This is a genomic window from Herbihabitans rhizosphaerae, from assembly GCF_004216555.1.
GTDB lineage: Bacteria > Actinomycetota > Actinomycetes > Mycobacteriales > Pseudonocardiaceae > Herbihabitans > Herbihabitans rhizosphaerae.
In genome coordinates this window covers 331,359-346,122 of the sequence record NZ_SGWQ01000004.1, presented here as the reverse complement: position 1 = coordinate 346,122, position 14,764 = coordinate 331,359, and the positions used below count along the sequence as shown (strand labels likewise).

Here is a 14,764-nt window from a genome sequence, read left to right as displayed (position 1 = left end):
AAAAATCACCCCATCATTGTGCGGAGCTTTCGCCCGAGTTGCCTAGACGCCTGCACTGCGATCGAGATTTCCGACTGCTCAGGCTGCGGATAAATGTTCTGAGTCAGTGCGATACCGCCCGACGTCGCCATGCCGTCGTCCGTGTCGAATGCTGCGGAGACCTGGCGGAAATGCGAAGTGGCGTCGTCTGCGACAGTGGACAGCGCGGAAAGGACGCGCGGAGATTCATGCTCGATGCCTTGTGTGTAGCCTTGCATCGTCCAAACGCCTAGCTTGCGGAACACCTTCGACGGTGACTTAATACCCATCAAGCCCTTAAACTTGGCAATAATCCCGGTTGCCACCTGACCGGCGGCCCCGAAGGCACCGCCCGCCCCACTCTGGATACCGGCGGTAACGCCCGCGATCACCGACGACCCCGCGCGCTCCATGTCGTCGCGAATGTCGGTGATCCTGCTCAGGATTCCGCGCCCAACGCTGTCGGTGGACGACCACGGCTCATGCGCGCTGCTCAATATTCCGGCGCCGACTTCACCGACCACACTCCGGCCGGCGTTGTTCATTGCCGGACGGGTGTCGAGCCAACGGCCAACGGTGCCCCTTGTCACGGAGTCAGTCGCACCGAACACGGACGAGGAATTGCCGATAATACCGATCCCGACTTGACCGACGTTTTCCCATCCGCTACTAAAGTGGTCAGGGTTCGAGCTAGCCCAGATATCGAGAGAGCTGTCCTTAACGCTGTCGGTCGCACCGGTCACGGCGCCTGAGTTAGCGAGGATTCCCGCGCCGACGCTCGCGACCACGCCAACGCCGGCAGCGCCGAACAGCGACGAGGCCGCCGTGAGCGACCCGGTAATCCCCGCCGGGAGCTTGCCTGCCTCAGCGACGACGGAAGGTGTCCCCGCTAGGATTCCAGCGCCAACATTCCGAGCCGCGTCCGCACCAGCGCCCTGTAGAACGGGTTCGGCTGCGGCGAACGCACCGGCTATTCCCAACGGGACGGGCACGAATGCCCCCATGATGTTGGCGGCTCCCTTAGTAGCCGCCGCGTGCATTCTGTCCGTCGCTTCAATGAGCTGATATGTCGGACGTTCGTTGCCGAAGATGCCAGTAATGCCGTACCAGAGGTTTTCAACGCTGTTCGACACGAACGAGCCGAAGTTCTCGACCGCGTTTTTGTTCTGGTCCCACTGGTAGTCCCAGTCGAGCGATGCGGCGGCCAGCCCGCCTATCAGGACTTTTCCCAAGCCCTTCATACGGGCCGCCGCTGTCTTTTCCACCTTGCCCATGGATGAGTCGACGGTCCTGGGAAGCCCGACCAGCGCGGACGTGACGGAGCCGGTAATCAACGTGGCCAACGGAGAGAGAAGCTTACGGAAGGCCAGCACGGCGGCACCCGCTATGACCAGCCCCGGGCCGATTCCCGATAGTGCACTCACGAGAAGCGGGATGACATGACTTGCTAGGTTCGCAAAGAGTTCGATCATGGGCAGCGCCGCGTCGACCAGGCGAACGAACCCGTCCGCTAGCTTCTGCCAGTCCACCTTTTCAATGATCTTGATCAGCGCGTCACCGATCGCGCGGGCAAGGCGCTCGAACGCGGGCGCCGCCTTTTCAATGGCGGGCTGTAGCGCCTGGAGCGCCTTTACGAGTACTCGCGCCACAACATCGGCGACGGTCACAAGCACGGGCGCCAGCGCCTCAATAATCTTCGCGAACGGCTCCACGGCGGGCGCGAGCGAGGCGAACACGTCTCCGATTTGCGGCCCAAGTCGCTGAATCAACGGCGCAATTACGTCCTTGAAGACACGTCCCAGCTCCATAAAGAGCGGGGTCATTCCCTCAAGAATGTCACCGAGTCCGCCAAATACTTGGCGGAGCATCCGCACACCATCGGCGGACTTCAAGAAGTCAGCGACCGCTTTCGTGCCGTTCTTCAACACGGAGAGCAGGCTTACGCCCTCGACGTTCGCGGCCTTAAACAAGCTACCGATGATCGACCCAAGGTTCTTGAGAACCTGAAAGAAGTCCCCGATTGCGGAGAGGCCGTTACTGATCCACTCCCGGAGCTTCCCCGTCTTTCGCGCCTCCGCGATGAAGTCGCGGAACCGCTCAGCCCCCTCACGAAGACCGGAGGACAAGCCGGGAAGGAATTCCGACCCTACGGTGCCGATGTCGCGGAACGCCTCGAACAGTGGGCGAATCGCTAGTGCTAGTTCGCGAACAGATTGCTTCGCGTTCTCGAACAACACCCCGAAGTCGGCTTTAGTCTGCGCCTGTTTCAGAAAGGCGGAGAACTCCTTAGCGCCGAGGTTCGCCTCTTTCGCGATGCCTTGTAGGCCGCGCGAGAGAATCGGGGCGTAGTCCTTGCCTACCGCGCGAATCTCCTGACCCAGGCCCCGGAACAATTCCTGTTGCACATCTAGCCGGAGCTGATGAAACGCGGGCTTTAGGTCGCGGAACGCGATAGCGGCTTCTCGTGCGGAGGGAGCGAGATTCTTTAGCGCCTCCGCGAAGGCGGCGGGATCGCTCATGCTCGAAAGGGCAGCGCCGAAGCCCTCGAACCCGACGATGAGTGTGGCAAGCGCGGACCCGACAACAGCGCCGATTGCCGGAATCAGCCCGAGCGCACCGGACATCTGACCGACCGCTACGGCGGCCTGTCCAGCAATGGCGACCAGACCCGCAACAGACGCAATGGCCGCCGCCACCCCGACCGTCTTGACGGAGAACGTCGCAGATTTGCCAATGCCGTTCAGCGCCGCCAGTGCGGTCTTATCGACGGCTACTCGGATCTTCGCTTCGGTGCGCTCGACGCGCTTACGCCACGCCTCCACTTCGGCGGACGCCGGAATCGTGTTCGCTGTGGTCTTGACTTCCGCCGAGCGCTGCTCGATTGCCCGAATAGCCGTGTTGACTTCTCGGCCTAGGCCCGTAGTGTCCGCAACGGTCTTAATGTTCAGGCGGGTTCGTGCCTCGATTTTGCGCAAGTACTTGTCCAGCGCGGGTGCGAATTGCTTCGTATCCGGCAGGACTCGAACAGCGGCCCGCGCGACAACCTTCCCCGTGGAATCTGGCATGTGTTAGTCCTTCTGTTTGCGCGCGGCGGCTGCAATATCCGCCACCCGCAAGGTGCGCGGAGCCTGCCGACCAACCCCCGGACGGGGAATTGATGCCGGCTTCTTCGGCGCCCGCTTGCTGCCCTTAGCCAGTACGGCCCACGTGTTCATGTTCATTGCGTCGATCAGCACGGCCGTAAGATGCTCGCCGGTTTGCCAATCGCGATGCTCGGAACCGCCCCGGAGAACCGCCGAGGATGCAGAGCTAGACGAGAGGTGCTCGACCATCCAGAGAATCAACGTCGGGGTGAGCGTGGAATCCTCACGGAACATGTCCGTGAGGTCCGCGCCGTATTCTCGACGGAGGTCCGCGTATAGCGCCGGGGCGCCGACACGCTCAATGAGATTGTCGAGCGCGATTATTCCCCCGCTGACGTCGCCTCCGTGTACCGCTCCAGGAGCACGAGCGCGCCATCAACCTTGTAGTCACGGAGTATCGCCTTCGCCGCGCGGGCGCCGGCAAGGAGAGTAAACGCCTCTAGGGCGAACGTCGAAACGTCGCGATCGTTGTCGCCGTCGTTATCAGACAGTGCGGCGAACGCCTTGCGCTCCTCCACGGTAAGGCGAATCGGGTTTTTCAGGGTAACTGTCTCGCCGTTCGCCAGTTCGGCGTGCTGATCGGCGAACTTCTTTTCCGCCGCCGCGCGAATGTCGCTTAGGGAAAACACGTTAGACATAGGTCGCAGACCTTTCGAAACAGCAGACCAAAGGGAAACTCCGGGGACGGCCGGTCTGCAATAGCCGCCCCCGGAGTTGATTACGGGGCGACGACGATTTCGTCAGAAAGCCACGCCATCAGGTCCTCGCCGGTAACAGAGAGAACGGTCGCGCGGACCGGGAACGAGAGGAAGTTTTCCGGGTCGACCTCAACGTCGTCGTTCGCGAAGAGGGAGACCTTCGGAATCCAAAGGCCGATCTCGTTCGCGCCGTCTACCATTCGCACGTAAAGCGCGTGCTCAGTGGGAGTGGGGTTTGCGGACACGCCGAATCGACCGGCGGTAACTGTGCCGGCGCCGAAAAATAGCCCGAGATTTTCGCGGTCCACCTGGTGGACCTGGAAACCAATCGACCAAACGGTCGGCTCGCGCCGCTCGCGAAGAGCGGTGCTCTGCCACGTGCCCTTTACTTCGGGGTCGCCACCCTCGCGGCTGATGGAAAGGCCCTCTTCAAGAGAGGTGTGGCCAACCTCCACCCACGGAGTGGTGGGCGCAGTGGGGGCCACAGGCTCGACCGTGTTAACGGGAGCAAGGTAAATGTGACCGGTACCCGGAATGAGTACCGCATCGTCGTTCAATGCCATTTGGGATTTCCTCCCGGATACGCTCAGCCCTGGGGCGGGCGCATACCGATTTCGTATGTCGAAGTAGAGATGTGGTACCCGGCGGGAGTCCCCGGGAGTGGCAGACCGTGGGGAATGGAAAGCGCGCGTACGTACGCGAAGTGGCCCTTGCCGGCAAACACGGTTTGCGAGCGCCACGCGGCGTGGAGCACGAGCCGGACCTGCTGCCCGAGAGCGATGGCCGCCGAAGGTGCGCCCTGCGTGTAGCAGTCGATTTCCACAATGGGGCGGTCGAGGTACTCGATATCCCCGGTTCCACCAGCCGTGCGTACGTGCACATAGGGGACGCGCTCGAATTGATTCGAAATCTGCGATTCGACCGTTGTCCCGGATGGGAGCGCCGCGCGGAGGCAGGCCAAAACAAGCCCCGTGTGATCCAGGGTCACCGCGACTCCTTACATATCGAATGCGCCGCGCAGAATGCGGAGCCCTTCGACGCGGGTGCCGTCTTCGGCAATGTGGCCGTATTCGACGGGGATGGGCGCCGGTCCTTCGAGGATTACGAACCAGTCGTACCGATTCGCCTTGCGCACGAGAATCCGGTGATTCGTCTCGTTGCCTAGGAACCGGTGCACGTTCAGCGTTGCGCGGGCGCGCTTTCCACGTGCGCGAGCTTCGTCGCGAACGGCGCGGTTAACGCCCGGAAGTCCGGCGACAATTTCATTGCAGCGGGGATCAACCTGCGCCACTGGGCACGCCCTTAGCGCGGATGATCGCGGTGACGTGCGATGTCGCGGAGGAGTAGCGCCGGCATTCCGGCTCCCCCACAACCTCCCAGTCACGCCCGCCGTACACGACGCGGGACCACGGGCCACCCGGTGCATTTCGCGCAATAACGCGGTAGAGGGTGGTCACACTCTGGCCAATGACCGCCCGCTGAGAAAACGAGAGCTGCTCGACGGAGCTAATCGGCTGGACGCGCCCGCGAACGGTTATCGGCGTCTCGGACGGGAGCCACACTTCGTTTCCGTCCGCGTCGACAGTACGAACGGACGGGTAGATATCCAGCGTCGCGCCGGAGTCGAAGAGGGCCACTACGACCACCCGGTCAAGTCGTCGGGCGGCAGGGGGAACGGTCCCGGGTACGCTGGGTTGACCACGGGCGCGATCGTGAAGGCGCCGCGCGCGACACCGAGCAGGCGCCACTCGTCGTCAGTGACGAACAGGTATCCGGACGCGGCGCGAGGGTCGGCCGAATACGAGTAGTCGCCGGCCGTTTCCTGGCGATAGCCGCCGGGGTTCCGCACGACGCGGAGAACGGCGTCACACTCGACGCGGACCACGAGTGCCTTGTAGGCCGGTTCCGCATTCGCGCGCGTGACCAGATTCGGGATTCGCGCGAGAAGCTCTGCCTCGATATCGGCCAGGCGGGCCGTCACGATGGCTTGCTCGTCGGGGGTCAGATCACGGCCTAGCCGATCCTGTACATCATCCGGTGTTGCTGTTGCCATTCGGGGCCGCCTTCCTGCGCCCGCGCGCGGGCTTCGGCACCGGGTCGGGCTCCGGGGCCGGCTCTGCGGAGACATAGCCCCGCGCGAGCAGCTCGCGCCCGAATTCGTCGCCAACCTCTACGCGCGTTCCCGCCGGAGAGATGAGTCTCATTTCGTATTCCTCCGTTGGGGCAGGCAGGGCCGCCCGCGAAAAGCAGGCGCCCCCACCCGTGAATTAGCTGACCTTGGTCTCAGTCAGCCGAACGAACGACGCGGCGTCATTCACGAGGAAGCCGTACTCGGCCTCTGCGCGTACGGCCACTAGGTTGTGCTCCCAGAGCGAAGTCAGCACGCCGTTAATCGTCACGGTGGCCTGAGTCGAAACGTCGTACGAAATGCCGCCGACGGCACCCCACGCGGCCTGTGACCAGTCGCCGGCAAAGCCAAGCGCGTAAGTGCCCGCGCCCGCCGGGGTCGGCTCGCCAACACCCTCGCCCATGAAAGAGCGCCGACGTAGAAGCGTGCCGCCGCGAGCAACCGGAACGGTGTCCTCTAGCGGAGCCTCGACGTACAGCGGGCGACCCGTGGTGTCCACGGCGCCATTCACGATCGGCTCGATACGGTCGTCCAGCGCGAAGCCGGTCAGCTTCTTGCCGTCATCGACCAGAAGCTTTAGCGCGCTATTGAAGTCGGCGTGAACGCCACCAAGCGCCTGCGTCGCGGTGCCTAGCTCAACGGCCTTGGTGGTCTGGTTGAGATAGGTCGCGAACGGACCGCCGCCGGCAGTGCCGTCCGGCCCCTTGTCGTAAACTGCGGCCAAATCGAACGCAATTGCGAACGCCTCAGCAATCTGCCCAGTGAGCAGCGACATGAATTTCGCGGGGTTGGCACGCACGACCTCAGCCGAAACCACCGCGATAACGGCGAGTTTCTCGGGCTTGATGGTCTTAAGGCCAACGGCGCCCTTGCTAGTCGGCTTCTGGCCACCCTCGGAAACCCAACCGGCGGTCGGCTTGCTGGTGACGTAGGGAATATTCTGCCCGTTGATACCCAGCGGAATACGCTGGACGAGAGACTGCACGACCGAAGTCCGCGCGGCGCGCTCGAAAATCGGGGCGGACTCGTCCGGCGTAAGGAAGCCGGCGAAGTCCGTAGTCTTGGTGGCGGCGGTAATCGCCATGTGTTTCTCCGTTAAGGGTTACCCAGCATTCACCGCACGCGAGAGCGCGTCGGTTAGCGTGCTGGAATTGAGAGCAGGCGGGCCGGCTCCCTGAGTCGGATCGGACGTGAGGATTTGCACGTCAGTGCGCCCGATATCGGTGGCGACCTTCTGAGCGTGCGCGAGCAACTCCTCAGGCGTTTCGCCGCGAAGGAGGTCGTAGTACTCGTTGACCTTGTTCGCCGGAATGCCGCCGGTCACGGCAGCCTGAAACTGCGCGAAGGCGCGGGCCGTTGTGTCGGCGCTTTCCTTTAGCTCGACAAACGCAGTGTTCGCCTGCTCCAACTCGGCGACGCGAGCGGTCAGCGCTTCGGCGGTCGAGGTCGCGTCCGTGAGGCGCTTCCGAAGGTTCTGCGCCTCACTATTCTTCTTCGACAGCTCGGCCTTGTGCTTGTCCAGTGGAACCGTTTCGGCGCTCTGCTCAGGGGTGCCAGTCTCCGTCGCGGCCGGCGCCTCCGGGGCGTCGGTGCCGTTCTGGGTCTCAGCGTTCGGGGTGCCTGCATCAGACATGGGTTAACCCTCCGGGGGTTACTGGGGAATTCGGCGCCCTCCAGGGGCGGCCGGTTTATGCGGCGACAGTTCCCGGCCGGAGGTCCGGCGGGTTGTCGCTGTTCAAAACGCGACGGAGCGCGTTAAGAGGGTGTGTGTCCGGGTGCGCCTCGGCGGCCTTCCGGTACACGTTGTAGAGGTACTTTTGCTGCGTTTTTCCGGGGCGACTTTCCTCGCTGAACACGGGGAAGACAATGCAGTCGCATCCGTCGTGGTACTTCTCTCCGTCCGCATCGAATTGTGCGGACGCGGCAGAGCCGTACAGGTCCTTCCGGCTCGCAAGCAGGACGCAAAATGCGCAGTCCTCGCGTCCGGTGAGGAGTCGGACCCAGCCGAGCGCGAGCTTGTCCGCGCGGACAAGGGACACAGTTTGCTGACGGCTAGCCATTTCGACGTGCCGCGCCACTGCACTACCCGCCGCACGGAGTTGCTCCTCGAGCACAGGCTCCGCCGACACGAGAGCCGGCCGCACCGTGCGGCGAAGAGCGTCGTCAAGCGCGGCGCGCTCGTAATGCGGCGGGGCGACGTTGGGCGCAGAGCCGGCAACACCGTGCCGGCGGCGCTCCCGGCCGTACATCTGTCGCGCGAGCTGCGCGGCCTGCTGGCGTGCGCGGACCACGGCCGGCAGGAGCGAGTCCACCAGCGCGTCATACTGTCGCGCGGACAGCCGGCGCCGAGCCACGCGGCGGAGCAGAGCCACCGTTGCGGCAACCGCGCTCCGCGTGATCACGTCGAGTGCTCGACGGAGCGCGCCGGGGTTCACGCCGCCGGCTCCTCGTCATCGGGGATCGCCGGCAACGCGCGCGCGAACACGGCCGCCGGGTCCTGGTCGCGGTCGCGGTCGCGCAACTCCGTCAACTTGCGTCGCCGCTCCGGCGAGTATCCGAGGTCTTCCCAAGACGCCTCGACCGGGAGAATGCCAGCGCTCACGAGCTTAGCGACCGCATCCGCCTTCGCCGCATACGTCGGAGTGCTCGGGTCACGCCACACAGTTTCTAGGCGCGCTGCGTCTCCACGCCCGCCCGCAATGCGATCGGCTTGCCGCATCCCGCGCTCAAGGCCGCCGCTGAAACTCCGCTGAATACTTTCCACACGGGTGATAAGGCGCTGTTCTCCTGCACGAATCGCGTCCGCGCTCGGCGGGTTCTCGGTCTGGAATCCGAGATACGAGGGCGGCACGGAGGACACGGCCGACACGTTCGTCGCGTAGTGCTCGATCACGCCAGTGAAGTTTGACAAATTCGCGGCGGTGAACTGGCCGACCTTAGAATCGGGGTCCGCAACGGCGAAGTAACGACCGATGTACGCTTGCCACGCCGGAATGGGGTTGCCGTCCGCGTCCTTGAAATCTGACTCGGAGGCGCCCAAAACGTACCGCTGAGGTACGGCCATCAGCTCCTGTGCCACGCCAAGATTCATGATGGCGCGGCACGCGGCGTCGGTGAGCCCCACGACGTCGCGCATTTCGGTCTGACCGTCTCGGTTAGACAGCCGCGCGCGGTTCACCAACGGCGTGACCAGGACCTCGCCAAGACGGTGCTCGTACAGACCGATGGTCGCCCACTGCCCGCCAGGGCGCCGCTCGATGAGCTGATTCGAGTCCGGCAGGTAGAGCATCGCGCGAGCCGGGACGCCTCGGTCGTCCTCGCTGTCAAACAGCGGGCGGAACGCAGCGCGAACAGCACGGGTCGCCGGGTCGTACAAGACGGAGAGGTTCTTCGCAGACTCGAAGGTGACGAGAGGACGGCTCGGGTCGTCGGGGTGTTGCCCGACAACGGCGTAGGCGCGGCCCTGTACGAGCGCCTCAATAAACGCGAGGGCTGACTCCTCGTCTAGGTCGTTGTCCTGCCATATGTCCCAAAGACGTTTGTCCGTCTCGGACTCGCCGGCCAACCGGAAACCCTCGACCGCGAGACGCTCCGCGAGTGCGAGCACCACGAGACGCGGCCAGTTGATCGCCACGACGAGTTGCCGCATTTCCGGAGGTACCGCTAGGCCGAGCCTGTTTAGCCGTTCCTCACCGTCGTAATAGCTCTCATAGAGCCGGAAATCCTTCGTGGTCCGCGCGTGCTCGCGCTCTAGCGCGGTGACGAGTGCCTGAGTCGGTGCCGTCACGCCCCGTCCTTTCCGCGCCGGTTAGCTGTAGACGACAATTCCCGTCTTGCGCTCCACACGGCCCTTTCCAAGTAGCTCAGCGCGAGCCATGTCTGCGAGCTGGAGTGCGGCGAAGGCGTCAACCTTGCGACTACTTTCCCTGTGCTCTTTTCCGAACGACACGCCGTATTGATTGGGCCGGCGACGCGCGTTCAACACGTGGCGCCGGAGATCGGTGTTTCCGTTGTGGATTAGGTCGCCATCGCGGACGCCGGTCACGACGCGCTCAGTGCCAACCGTGAGCCGCTGTAGATTCCCGCGCATGTCGAGCGCAACAGCGTGCCGTCCGGCGGCTTTCACCTTGAGGCGCTGGCCGTAGTCAGCCGCCCACGAATCGACGTACGTTTCCCAGAGTGCGAGGTCGGCGAAGAAGCCGACGACTGTGTAGCGCGCGAACGCGGAATGGACGTAGCCGTTGACCATCTCGCGGTCGACTTCCCAGCCTTCGCCTTCCGGCCCGGTGGGTTTCTCCGCGATGAGCAGAGGGAACACGGCGCGGTCCTCGACCCGCACGGCGACCAGCGCTGTAGCGTCGTCGGTCTTTCCGCCGTCGAACCCGAGGGTGATCTCCTCGCCGTCGAGCAGGAGGAGAGTCTCGTCCTGATTCAGGTCCCATTCCTGCGCGGTGACGAGTGCGTCCTCAGCGGCCACAATTTGGTTCAGGTAGAACCGGCGCGCTTGAGAGGGGAGCGTCTGAGGCAGCCAGATTTCGTTCATGAGGCCGTCAACATCGAGCCACGTTGAATCGCCACGAGCGGCTAGAAGTCCAGCGCGGAGAGAATTCGGGTCCGACATGTCGGTGCCTGGCGGCGCCTCTAGGGAGTCATACAGGAATCCGCTCGACCGTGTTTTGCCGGCGACCATCTTTTGGTAGGTGTCCCATTCGCGCTCCGCTACGGAGTCCTCTCCGGGGTTGTGCGCGTTAGTGATGGACAGTGCCCGCGCGGAACCGCCGCGTGCCTTCGCGAGGTTTCGGCGAATCACGTCGTTCATGTCGTGGCCGCCGTTGGTGGAAATCCAGTGGTGCGTTTCGTTTTGCAGAACGAAGGTCGGCCGGTTCCCTTCCATCGCGCGCGGGCTAGTGGCCACGGCCTCAATCCGGCCGCCCCGCGTGGAGTGGATGATCTCCTTACCGAGGTCTATCCCGTGCTCGGTGACGCACTCCGGCGCGAAGAGGGAGGCAAAGAGCTGCATGGTGTTTCGCGTCTGAAATTGCGATACGGCTGCTACCTGAATCCACGGCGCCGAGTGCGGCTTGCCCACCGGGTCACCCTGCGAGTCGAAGTGCGAAAAGCGCGCGGGTCCGCAGAGCTCGACGGCCGCAATCGCGGCGCCGAGCGGGTCCTTGCCGGAGCCCTTCATTCGGCGATAGCACGCATTGCGGTACACAAACCGGCCGGTCTCATCAACGGCGTAGAACCACAGAACAAAGCGCGCTTGCTCCGAGGTAAACACCCACGGATCGCCTGCGTTGTCGCCGTCCGGGAGGCGCATGTTTCGGTAGGTCCAGCGGAGGACTTGCCAGCCGAGCGTCAATTCTGGGAGTCCGGCGGGGCCGTGTCGGATTGGCTCCACGACACCCCCTTGACTGATAGCGACTAGCGGTCTAGAGTGGTGTCATGAACGAACAACACGCGAGCCGGTCGGCCACCCAGGAGCCGGCTGAACAGTGGTGGGCTAAGCTCGCCGATGACGGCGCCGGCAACCTGAACGACCCGCGATTCCGCGTGTTCACCAGCGCCGAGCAGAACGCAGACGACGCGGCCCGCGAACAGGGGTTCGCACCGTTTTCCGTGCAGTGGTACGAGGCTTGGGCATCGTCGTACAATTTCCTGAGGGAACAGAAGGGCAGCGAATGAAAATCGCAGTCACGGTCACGGTGGACCTCGCGGACCCCAAGGAGTGGACGGCCGCGTTCGGCATTGAGGGCGCGGCGGACATCCGCCAGGACGTGAAGGACTACATCGGCCAGCACCTTCACGACTTCGGCGTGTTCGGAAACGGTGAGGTTTCCGCGACGATCAAATACCGCTAGCTAGGAGAGCAGAGATGCGAGAGGCGAAGGACGATGACGACGAGTCGTAACACCGTGCTCAGCCTCGACGGCAAGCGCGGACAGCGCATGACGGATGAAGCTGCGCGTGAGATTCTCGAAGCCGAAGGGTTCACTCGCCGAGTCCGCGAGAGCGTGATCACTCACAAGGGCGGACGCTCGGAGACGGTTGTGACGATATGGGAGTCTGAGGACTACAGGCGTCGCGCCGTGACAAAGTCAACCTTCGCAGTCTAGGAGAGGCACCGTGCCAAAAGCCACAATGAGCCGCGACGGGATGCCGCGAATCAACATGCTCATTAAGACGCGGTTTGACCACGAGGATATAACCGAAATTCTTGCGTGTCACATGCACAAGAATAAGGGTGAGCTGCCGGACGGAACCTCGCGGCGCACGATTCTTAAGATCGTACGCGACTCAATCGAGCGCTTGGGGCGCGAGCATTTCTATTACTGGAGTGATGGAATGGACGGCGACGACGACGAACACCGCGAGCGGGCGGCACAGCTTGTCCGGTTCCGGTTCCCGGACCTGTTTACCGGAGGAGGTGGCGCACGATGACGACCAAGGGTGAGCCCACCGAGGAAGTGATCGCGCTCGCGGTCGAGATCGTGGACGGCTGGTACCAGGATCGGCGCGTCGACTGGGAAGACGTGTGGGAGCGGCTCGACGGCGCGGAGATGGAGGACGGAACCAAGCTCGACCTCGGCGACGACCTGTTGTCGCCGTACCTGGGCGCGCTGAGGCGCGAAGTCCAGCGGATACGCCGCGAGGGGTAAGGTGTAGGGTATGCGCTTTTACGCCTTGGTTGCGACTAGTAAGGTATCGCCCGACGTTCCTGAACTGATGGACTCCTGGGATGCGGATGCGGTCGCGGAGGACGCCGGTCTTACCCTCGACATGAAGCAAGCGCTCGGGAACGAGCTACGGGACGACGAAAATGCGGACGTCGGGTTTGTGACGATCGAGGTTCCCGACGATGCCATCCTGAGCCACATTCGGTGGGACAAGCTAGAGAAGATTCCGGGCGCCGTGCGGCGTGATCCGAGCACGGAGTAGCAATGGCCACCTACCAAGACGGGAATCGACGGCGCGCTACCCCAAACAGTCGCACGGCCGCGCGTCGAAGTGCCGAAAACCGCCGCTGTCCCAAGTGTGAACGGAAGTCAGCGCTCGTCTTCCACTCCGACGAATTCGGCTTCGGCTCCGTTTGCCGGTGGGAGGACTGCGGGTACAGCCGTATAACCCGCCGGGAAGCCTAGCCGCCTAGCGCCTCGCGGTATGCATCCATCTGTGTGACCTCCGCGTCGTGCTGCGACGTGTCGCCGCCGTCGCGGTTGATCTCGATTCCCGCGCGGAGCCGGTCAGGCTCGGACACCAGAAGCGCATCCATGTCCCGCTGTAGCGCCTGATACATCATCGAGCTTGGCTTGCCGCTTTTCAGCGTGTCACTGAGCAGCTTGATGAACACCCGCGCCCGCGCCCAGTCGGAAGGCTCGTACCGCCACGACTGGCCGCTCTCCGCGAGCGCGGTGTAGAACGCTTCCGCGAAAGGGTGTGCGTCCTCCAGGTCCAGCGGCGGCACCTCGACGGAGCCGCGCACGGTGACAGCGGTCGCGGGGCCGGAGGCCGGCGTATTCCGGCGGCGCCGCTGATCGCTGCGCTTCGGCGCGGGGCCGGATGGCTTAGCCATGTCGTCGCCTCCTCTACAGGAACCGCGTTGTCAGGTGAATGGGGAGCCACAGGCAGAATGCCCAGGTGGCCGGAATGGTGATCCAGCGCCACCAGCGGGCCGGCGAGATGCCGAGTCCGCGACGAATCCACCGCGTGAATGTGAGGCCCTCCAGGTAGCCGGCGTACTCCGCCACGGCGAACAACACGAGGAGGGCAGGCCAGGCTATTTCGAGAACGGCGGCCATGTCGCCCCTTGGAACCCGGCGCGGGCGTGCTGCTCAAGATGCGCACACGCGAGCTTCATCGTGCGGCGCCAATCGCGCGTGTATTCGGCGCGGTGACAGCGTGCGCATTCGTAGGTCCAGTCTCTGTCGCGATCGCGGCGCACGCGAACGAGGGGGGTCATTGAGCACCCCCTCGATTCGTGGTGTAGGGTCTTCGACGGAGCTACCTGAATCCGGCGGGCGCCTTGTTTGCTCGCTGGCAAACTCCCAGCCGCTGGGTGGAGATGCGCGTCTTCACCCAGCGGCACCTTTTTCCGCTGGTCAGCGCGTTGTAGGCACACAGCCCATATCGACTTTCTAACCCGTACAAGACCTTGACTGCTATACCGTACCGGTCACATAACCGCAGGTCAGGGGGTGTCCCCCTGGGTCCCAAGTGGACATTCGTATGTCCCACAAAGGACCGTTACATTCTGCGGTGGTGAATGTAAGCGCGAGGCCGCGCACGTTAAATGTTCATGCTCTCGTGCATCAACTGAACAGCGGTCTTGCCTGCATACTTCGGGGGCCGCCCTGTGCGCTGCCACCTATCGAGCAGCTCGACCACGCGCGCTAGGTCAGAGATGATCTCCTGATCCTCTGCGTCCAGGTGCTTACTGCCCGAGGCGTAGTGAATGGTCGTCGCCGCCTTGCTGCACACGGTACGCACGTCAGTAAGAAGGGCTGACGTACGCTGCCCGACGGGAAGCTCACTCTCCCATTGCAGCTCCGCACGTTTGGCCTCGGCCTGCTCACGCGTAGCGTAGTACCAGAAGTAGGTGAAACCGACCTCATCCACTACCGTAAATGGGTAGCGAATGTGGTGATCGTTCTCGTTTGGCTCTGTGTCCACCACTCGAAAGCTCTTGCGCGCCATGGCGCTACCCCTCCTCGGGCTCGTATCCCACGAACCACTCCGGGGCGTAATCCAATAGGTCCAGGGGTGGCGAATGCAGCTCC

At 63.6% G+C, this 14,764-nt stretch carries 21 protein-coding genes; 5 read left to right on the top strand and 16 right to left on the bottom strand.

From position 1 onward, the window contains the following. Positions 1-5 precede the first annotated feature (5 nt). The 13 genes from EV193_RS15055 to EV193_RS14995 all read right to left on the bottom strand — a co-directional run bounded on the left by EV193_RS15055 (position 6) and on the right by EV193_RS14995 (position 11,349). A complete protein-coding gene (locus EV193_RS15055) occupies positions 6-3,083 on the bottom strand; it encodes a phage tail family protein (protein ID WP_130344722.1) in 3,078 nt (1,025 codons plus the stop codon). Positions 3,084-3,086: 3 nt separating this feature from the next. Beyond that, positions 3,087-3,395: a hypothetical protein gene (locus EV193_RS15050; RefSeq protein WP_130344721.1), complete on the bottom strand. Its 309-nt coding sequence runs from the start codon at positions 3,393-3,395 to the stop codon at positions 3,087-3,089. A gap of 86 nt (positions 3,396-3,481) precedes the next feature. Further along, the gene (locus EV193_RS15045; protein WP_130344720.1) at positions 3,482-3,799 is read right to left on the bottom strand and encodes a phage tail assembly protein; all 318 of its coding nucleotides are present in this window, start codon (positions 3,797-3,799) and stop codon (positions 3,482-3,484) included. Between the two features lie 80 nt (positions 3,800-3,879). Then, positions 3,880-4,422 (bottom strand): phage tail tube protein, encoded by a 543-nt coding sequence (locus EV193_RS15040; RefSeq protein WP_130344719.1) that lies wholly within the window; start codon positions 4,420-4,422, stop codon positions 3,880-3,882. 23 nt (positions 4,423-4,445) lie between these two features. Then, positions 4,446-4,847 (bottom strand): hypothetical protein, encoded by a 402-nt coding sequence (locus tag EV193_RS15035; RefSeq protein WP_130344718.1) that lies wholly within the window; start codon positions 4,845-4,847, stop codon positions 4,446-4,448. A gap of 9 nt (positions 4,848-4,856) precedes the next feature. Further along, on the bottom strand, positions 4,857-5,150 hold the full coding sequence (locus tag EV193_RS15030; RefSeq protein ID WP_130344717.1) for a DUF5403 family protein: 294 nt from the start codon (positions 5,148-5,150) through the stop codon (positions 4,857-4,859). Positions 5,151-5,495: 345 nt separating this feature from the next. Then, positions 5,496-5,912 (bottom strand): Gp19/Gp15/Gp42 family protein, encoded by a 417-nt coding sequence (locus EV193_RS15020; RefSeq protein WP_130344715.1) that lies wholly within the window; start codon positions 5,910-5,912, stop codon positions 5,496-5,498. Further along, positions 5,890-6,063, bottom strand: a complete 174-nt coding sequence (locus tag EV193_RS34745; RefSeq protein WP_423202169.1) for a DUF7302 family protein — start codon at positions 6,061-6,063, stop codon at positions 5,890-5,892. Before EV193_RS34745 ends, EV193_RS15020 begins: the two co-directional genes overlap by 23 nt. 63 nt (positions 6,064-6,126) lie before the next feature. Beyond that, positions 6,127-7,071: a phage major capsid protein gene (locus EV193_RS15015; protein ID WP_130344714.1), complete on the bottom strand. Its 945-nt coding sequence runs from the start codon at positions 7,069-7,071 to the stop codon at positions 6,127-6,129. An 18-nt stretch (positions 7,072-7,089) separates the two neighbouring features. Next, positions 7,090-7,620 carry a hypothetical protein gene (locus tag EV193_RS15010; protein WP_130344713.1) on the bottom strand — a complete coding sequence of 177 codons (531 nt, stop codon included), beginning with the start codon at positions 7,618-7,620 and terminating at the stop codon, positions 7,090-7,092. A 55-nt stretch (positions 7,621-7,675) separates the two neighbouring features. Then, positions 7,676-8,422: a VG15 protein gene (locus EV193_RS15005; protein WP_130344712.1), complete on the bottom strand. Its 747-nt coding sequence runs from the start codon at positions 8,420-8,422 to the stop codon at positions 7,676-7,678. Further along, the gene (locus tag EV193_RS15000; RefSeq protein WP_130344711.1) at positions 8,419-9,774 is read right to left on the bottom strand and encodes a phage portal protein; all 1,356 of its coding nucleotides are present in this window, start codon (positions 9,772-9,774) and stop codon (positions 8,419-8,421) included. The genes EV193_RS15005 and EV193_RS15000 overlap by 4 nt, the downstream gene beginning before the upstream one ends. 21 nt (positions 9,775-9,795) lie before the next feature. Next, positions 9,796-11,349 carry a hypothetical protein gene (locus EV193_RS14995; protein ID WP_207222646.1) on the bottom strand — a complete coding sequence of 518 codons (1,554 nt, stop codon included), beginning with the start codon at positions 11,347-11,349 and terminating at the stop codon, positions 9,796-9,798. A gap of 83 nt (positions 11,350-11,432) precedes the next feature. On the opposite strand from EV193_RS14995, the gene EV193_RS14990 reads away from it, so the two are divergent. The 5 genes from EV193_RS14990 (at position 11,433) to EV193_RS14970 (ending at position 12,926) form a co-directional block, all read left to right on the top strand. Continuing rightward, entirely contained in the window at positions 11,433-11,672 is a 240-nt protein-coding gene (locus EV193_RS14990; RefSeq protein WP_130344709.1) for a hypothetical protein, read from the top strand. Beyond that, on the top strand, positions 11,669-11,848 hold the full coding sequence (locus EV193_RS14985) for a hypothetical protein (protein WP_130344708.1): 180 nt from the start codon (positions 11,669-11,671) through the stop codon (positions 11,846-11,848). The genes EV193_RS14990 and EV193_RS14985 overlap by 4 nt, the downstream gene beginning before the upstream one ends. Before the next feature lie 265 nt (positions 11,849-12,113). Then, positions 12,114-12,428 carry a hypothetical protein gene (locus EV193_RS14980; RefSeq protein WP_130344707.1) on the top strand — a complete coding sequence of 105 codons (315 nt, stop codon included), beginning with the start codon at positions 12,114-12,116 and terminating at the stop codon, positions 12,426-12,428. Next, positions 12,425-12,646: a hypothetical protein gene (locus EV193_RS14975; RefSeq protein ID WP_130344706.1), complete on the top strand. Its 222-nt coding sequence runs from the start codon at positions 12,425-12,427 to the stop codon at positions 12,644-12,646. The genes EV193_RS14980 and EV193_RS14975 overlap by 4 nt, the downstream gene beginning before the upstream one ends. A gap of 10 nt (positions 12,647-12,656) precedes the next feature. After that, positions 12,657-12,926: a hypothetical protein gene (locus tag EV193_RS14970; RefSeq protein WP_130344705.1), complete on the top strand. Its 270-nt coding sequence runs from the start codon at positions 12,657-12,659 to the stop codon at positions 12,924-12,926. A gap of 199 nt (positions 12,927-13,125) precedes the next feature. Here the strand turns inward: EV193_RS14970 and EV193_RS14965 are convergent, their stop codons facing one another. The 3 genes from EV193_RS14965 to EV193_RS14955 form a co-directional block, all read right to left on the bottom strand. Then, the gene (locus tag EV193_RS14965) at positions 13,126-13,560 is read right to left on the bottom strand and encodes a phage terminase small subunit (protein WP_130344704.1); all 435 of its coding nucleotides are present in this window, start codon (positions 13,558-13,560) and stop codon (positions 13,126-13,128) included. A 13-nt stretch (positions 13,561-13,573) separates the two neighbouring features. Further along, entirely contained in the window at positions 13,574-13,786 is a 213-nt protein-coding gene (locus tag EV193_RS14960; RefSeq protein ID WP_130344703.1) for a hypothetical protein, read from the bottom strand. A 487-nt stretch (positions 13,787-14,273) separates the two neighbouring features. Beyond that, positions 14,274-14,681 carry a hypothetical protein gene (locus tag EV193_RS14955; protein ID WP_130344702.1) on the bottom strand — a complete coding sequence of 136 codons (408 nt, stop codon included), beginning with the start codon at positions 14,679-14,681 and terminating at the stop codon, positions 14,274-14,276. Positions 14,682-14,764 lie beyond the last annotated feature (83 nt).

Coding starts and splice junctions, on each gene's coding strand:
- EV193_RS14960 (WP_130344703.1), bottom strand. CDS start 13,786: ATGGCCGCCGTTCTCGAAATAGCCTGGCCTGCCCTCCTCGTGTTGTTC.
- EV193_RS14990 (WP_130344709.1), top strand. CDS start 11,433: ATGAACGAACAACACGCGAGCCGGTCGGCCACCCAGGAGCCGGCTGAA.
- EV193_RS15020 (WP_130344715.1), bottom strand. CDS start 5,912: ATGGCAACAGCAACACCGGATGATGTACAGGATCGGCTAGGCCGTGAT.
- EV193_RS14965 (WP_130344704.1), bottom strand. CDS start 13,560: ATGGCTAAGCCATCCGGCCCCGCGCCGAAGCGCAGCGATCAGCGGCGC.
- EV193_RS14955 (WP_130344702.1), bottom strand. CDS start 14,681: ATGGCGCGCAAGAGCTTTCGAGTGGTGGACACAGAGCCAAACGAGAAC.
- EV193_RS15040 (WP_130344719.1), bottom strand. CDS start 4,422: ATGGCATTGAACGACGATGCGGTACTCATTCCGGGTACCGGTCACATT.
- EV193_RS14985 (WP_130344708.1), top strand. CDS start 11,669: ATGAAAATCGCAGTCACGGTCACGGTGGACCTCGCGGACCCCAAGGAG.
- EV193_RS15045 (WP_130344720.1), bottom strand. CDS start 3,799: ATGTCTAACGTGTTTTCCCTAAGCGACATTCGCGCGGCGGCGGAAAAG.
- EV193_RS14975 (WP_130344706.1), top strand. CDS start 12,425: ATGACGACCAAGGGTGAGCCCACCGAGGAAGTGATCGCGCTCGCGGTC.
- EV193_RS15055 (WP_130344722.1), bottom strand. CDS start 3,083: ATGCCAGATTCCACGGGGAAGGTTGTCGCGCGGGCCGCTGTTCGAGTC.
- EV193_RS15010 (WP_130344713.1), bottom strand. CDS start 7,620: ATGTCTGATGCAGGCACCCCGAACGCTGAGACCCAGAACGGCACCGAC.
- EV193_RS15050 (WP_130344721.1), bottom strand. CDS start 3,395: ATGTTCCGTGAGGATTCCACGCTCACCCCGACGTTGATTCTCTGGATG.
- EV193_RS14970 (WP_130344705.1), top strand. CDS start 12,657: ATGCGCTTTTACGCCTTGGTTGCGACTAGTAAGGTATCGCCCGACGTT.
- EV193_RS34745 (WP_423202169.1), bottom strand. CDS start 6,063: ATGAGACTCATCTCTCCGGCGGGAACGCGCGTAGAGGTTGGCGACGAA.
- EV193_RS15015 (WP_130344714.1), bottom strand. CDS start 7,071: ATGGCGATTACCGCCGCCACCAAGACTACGGACTTCGCCGGCTTCCTT.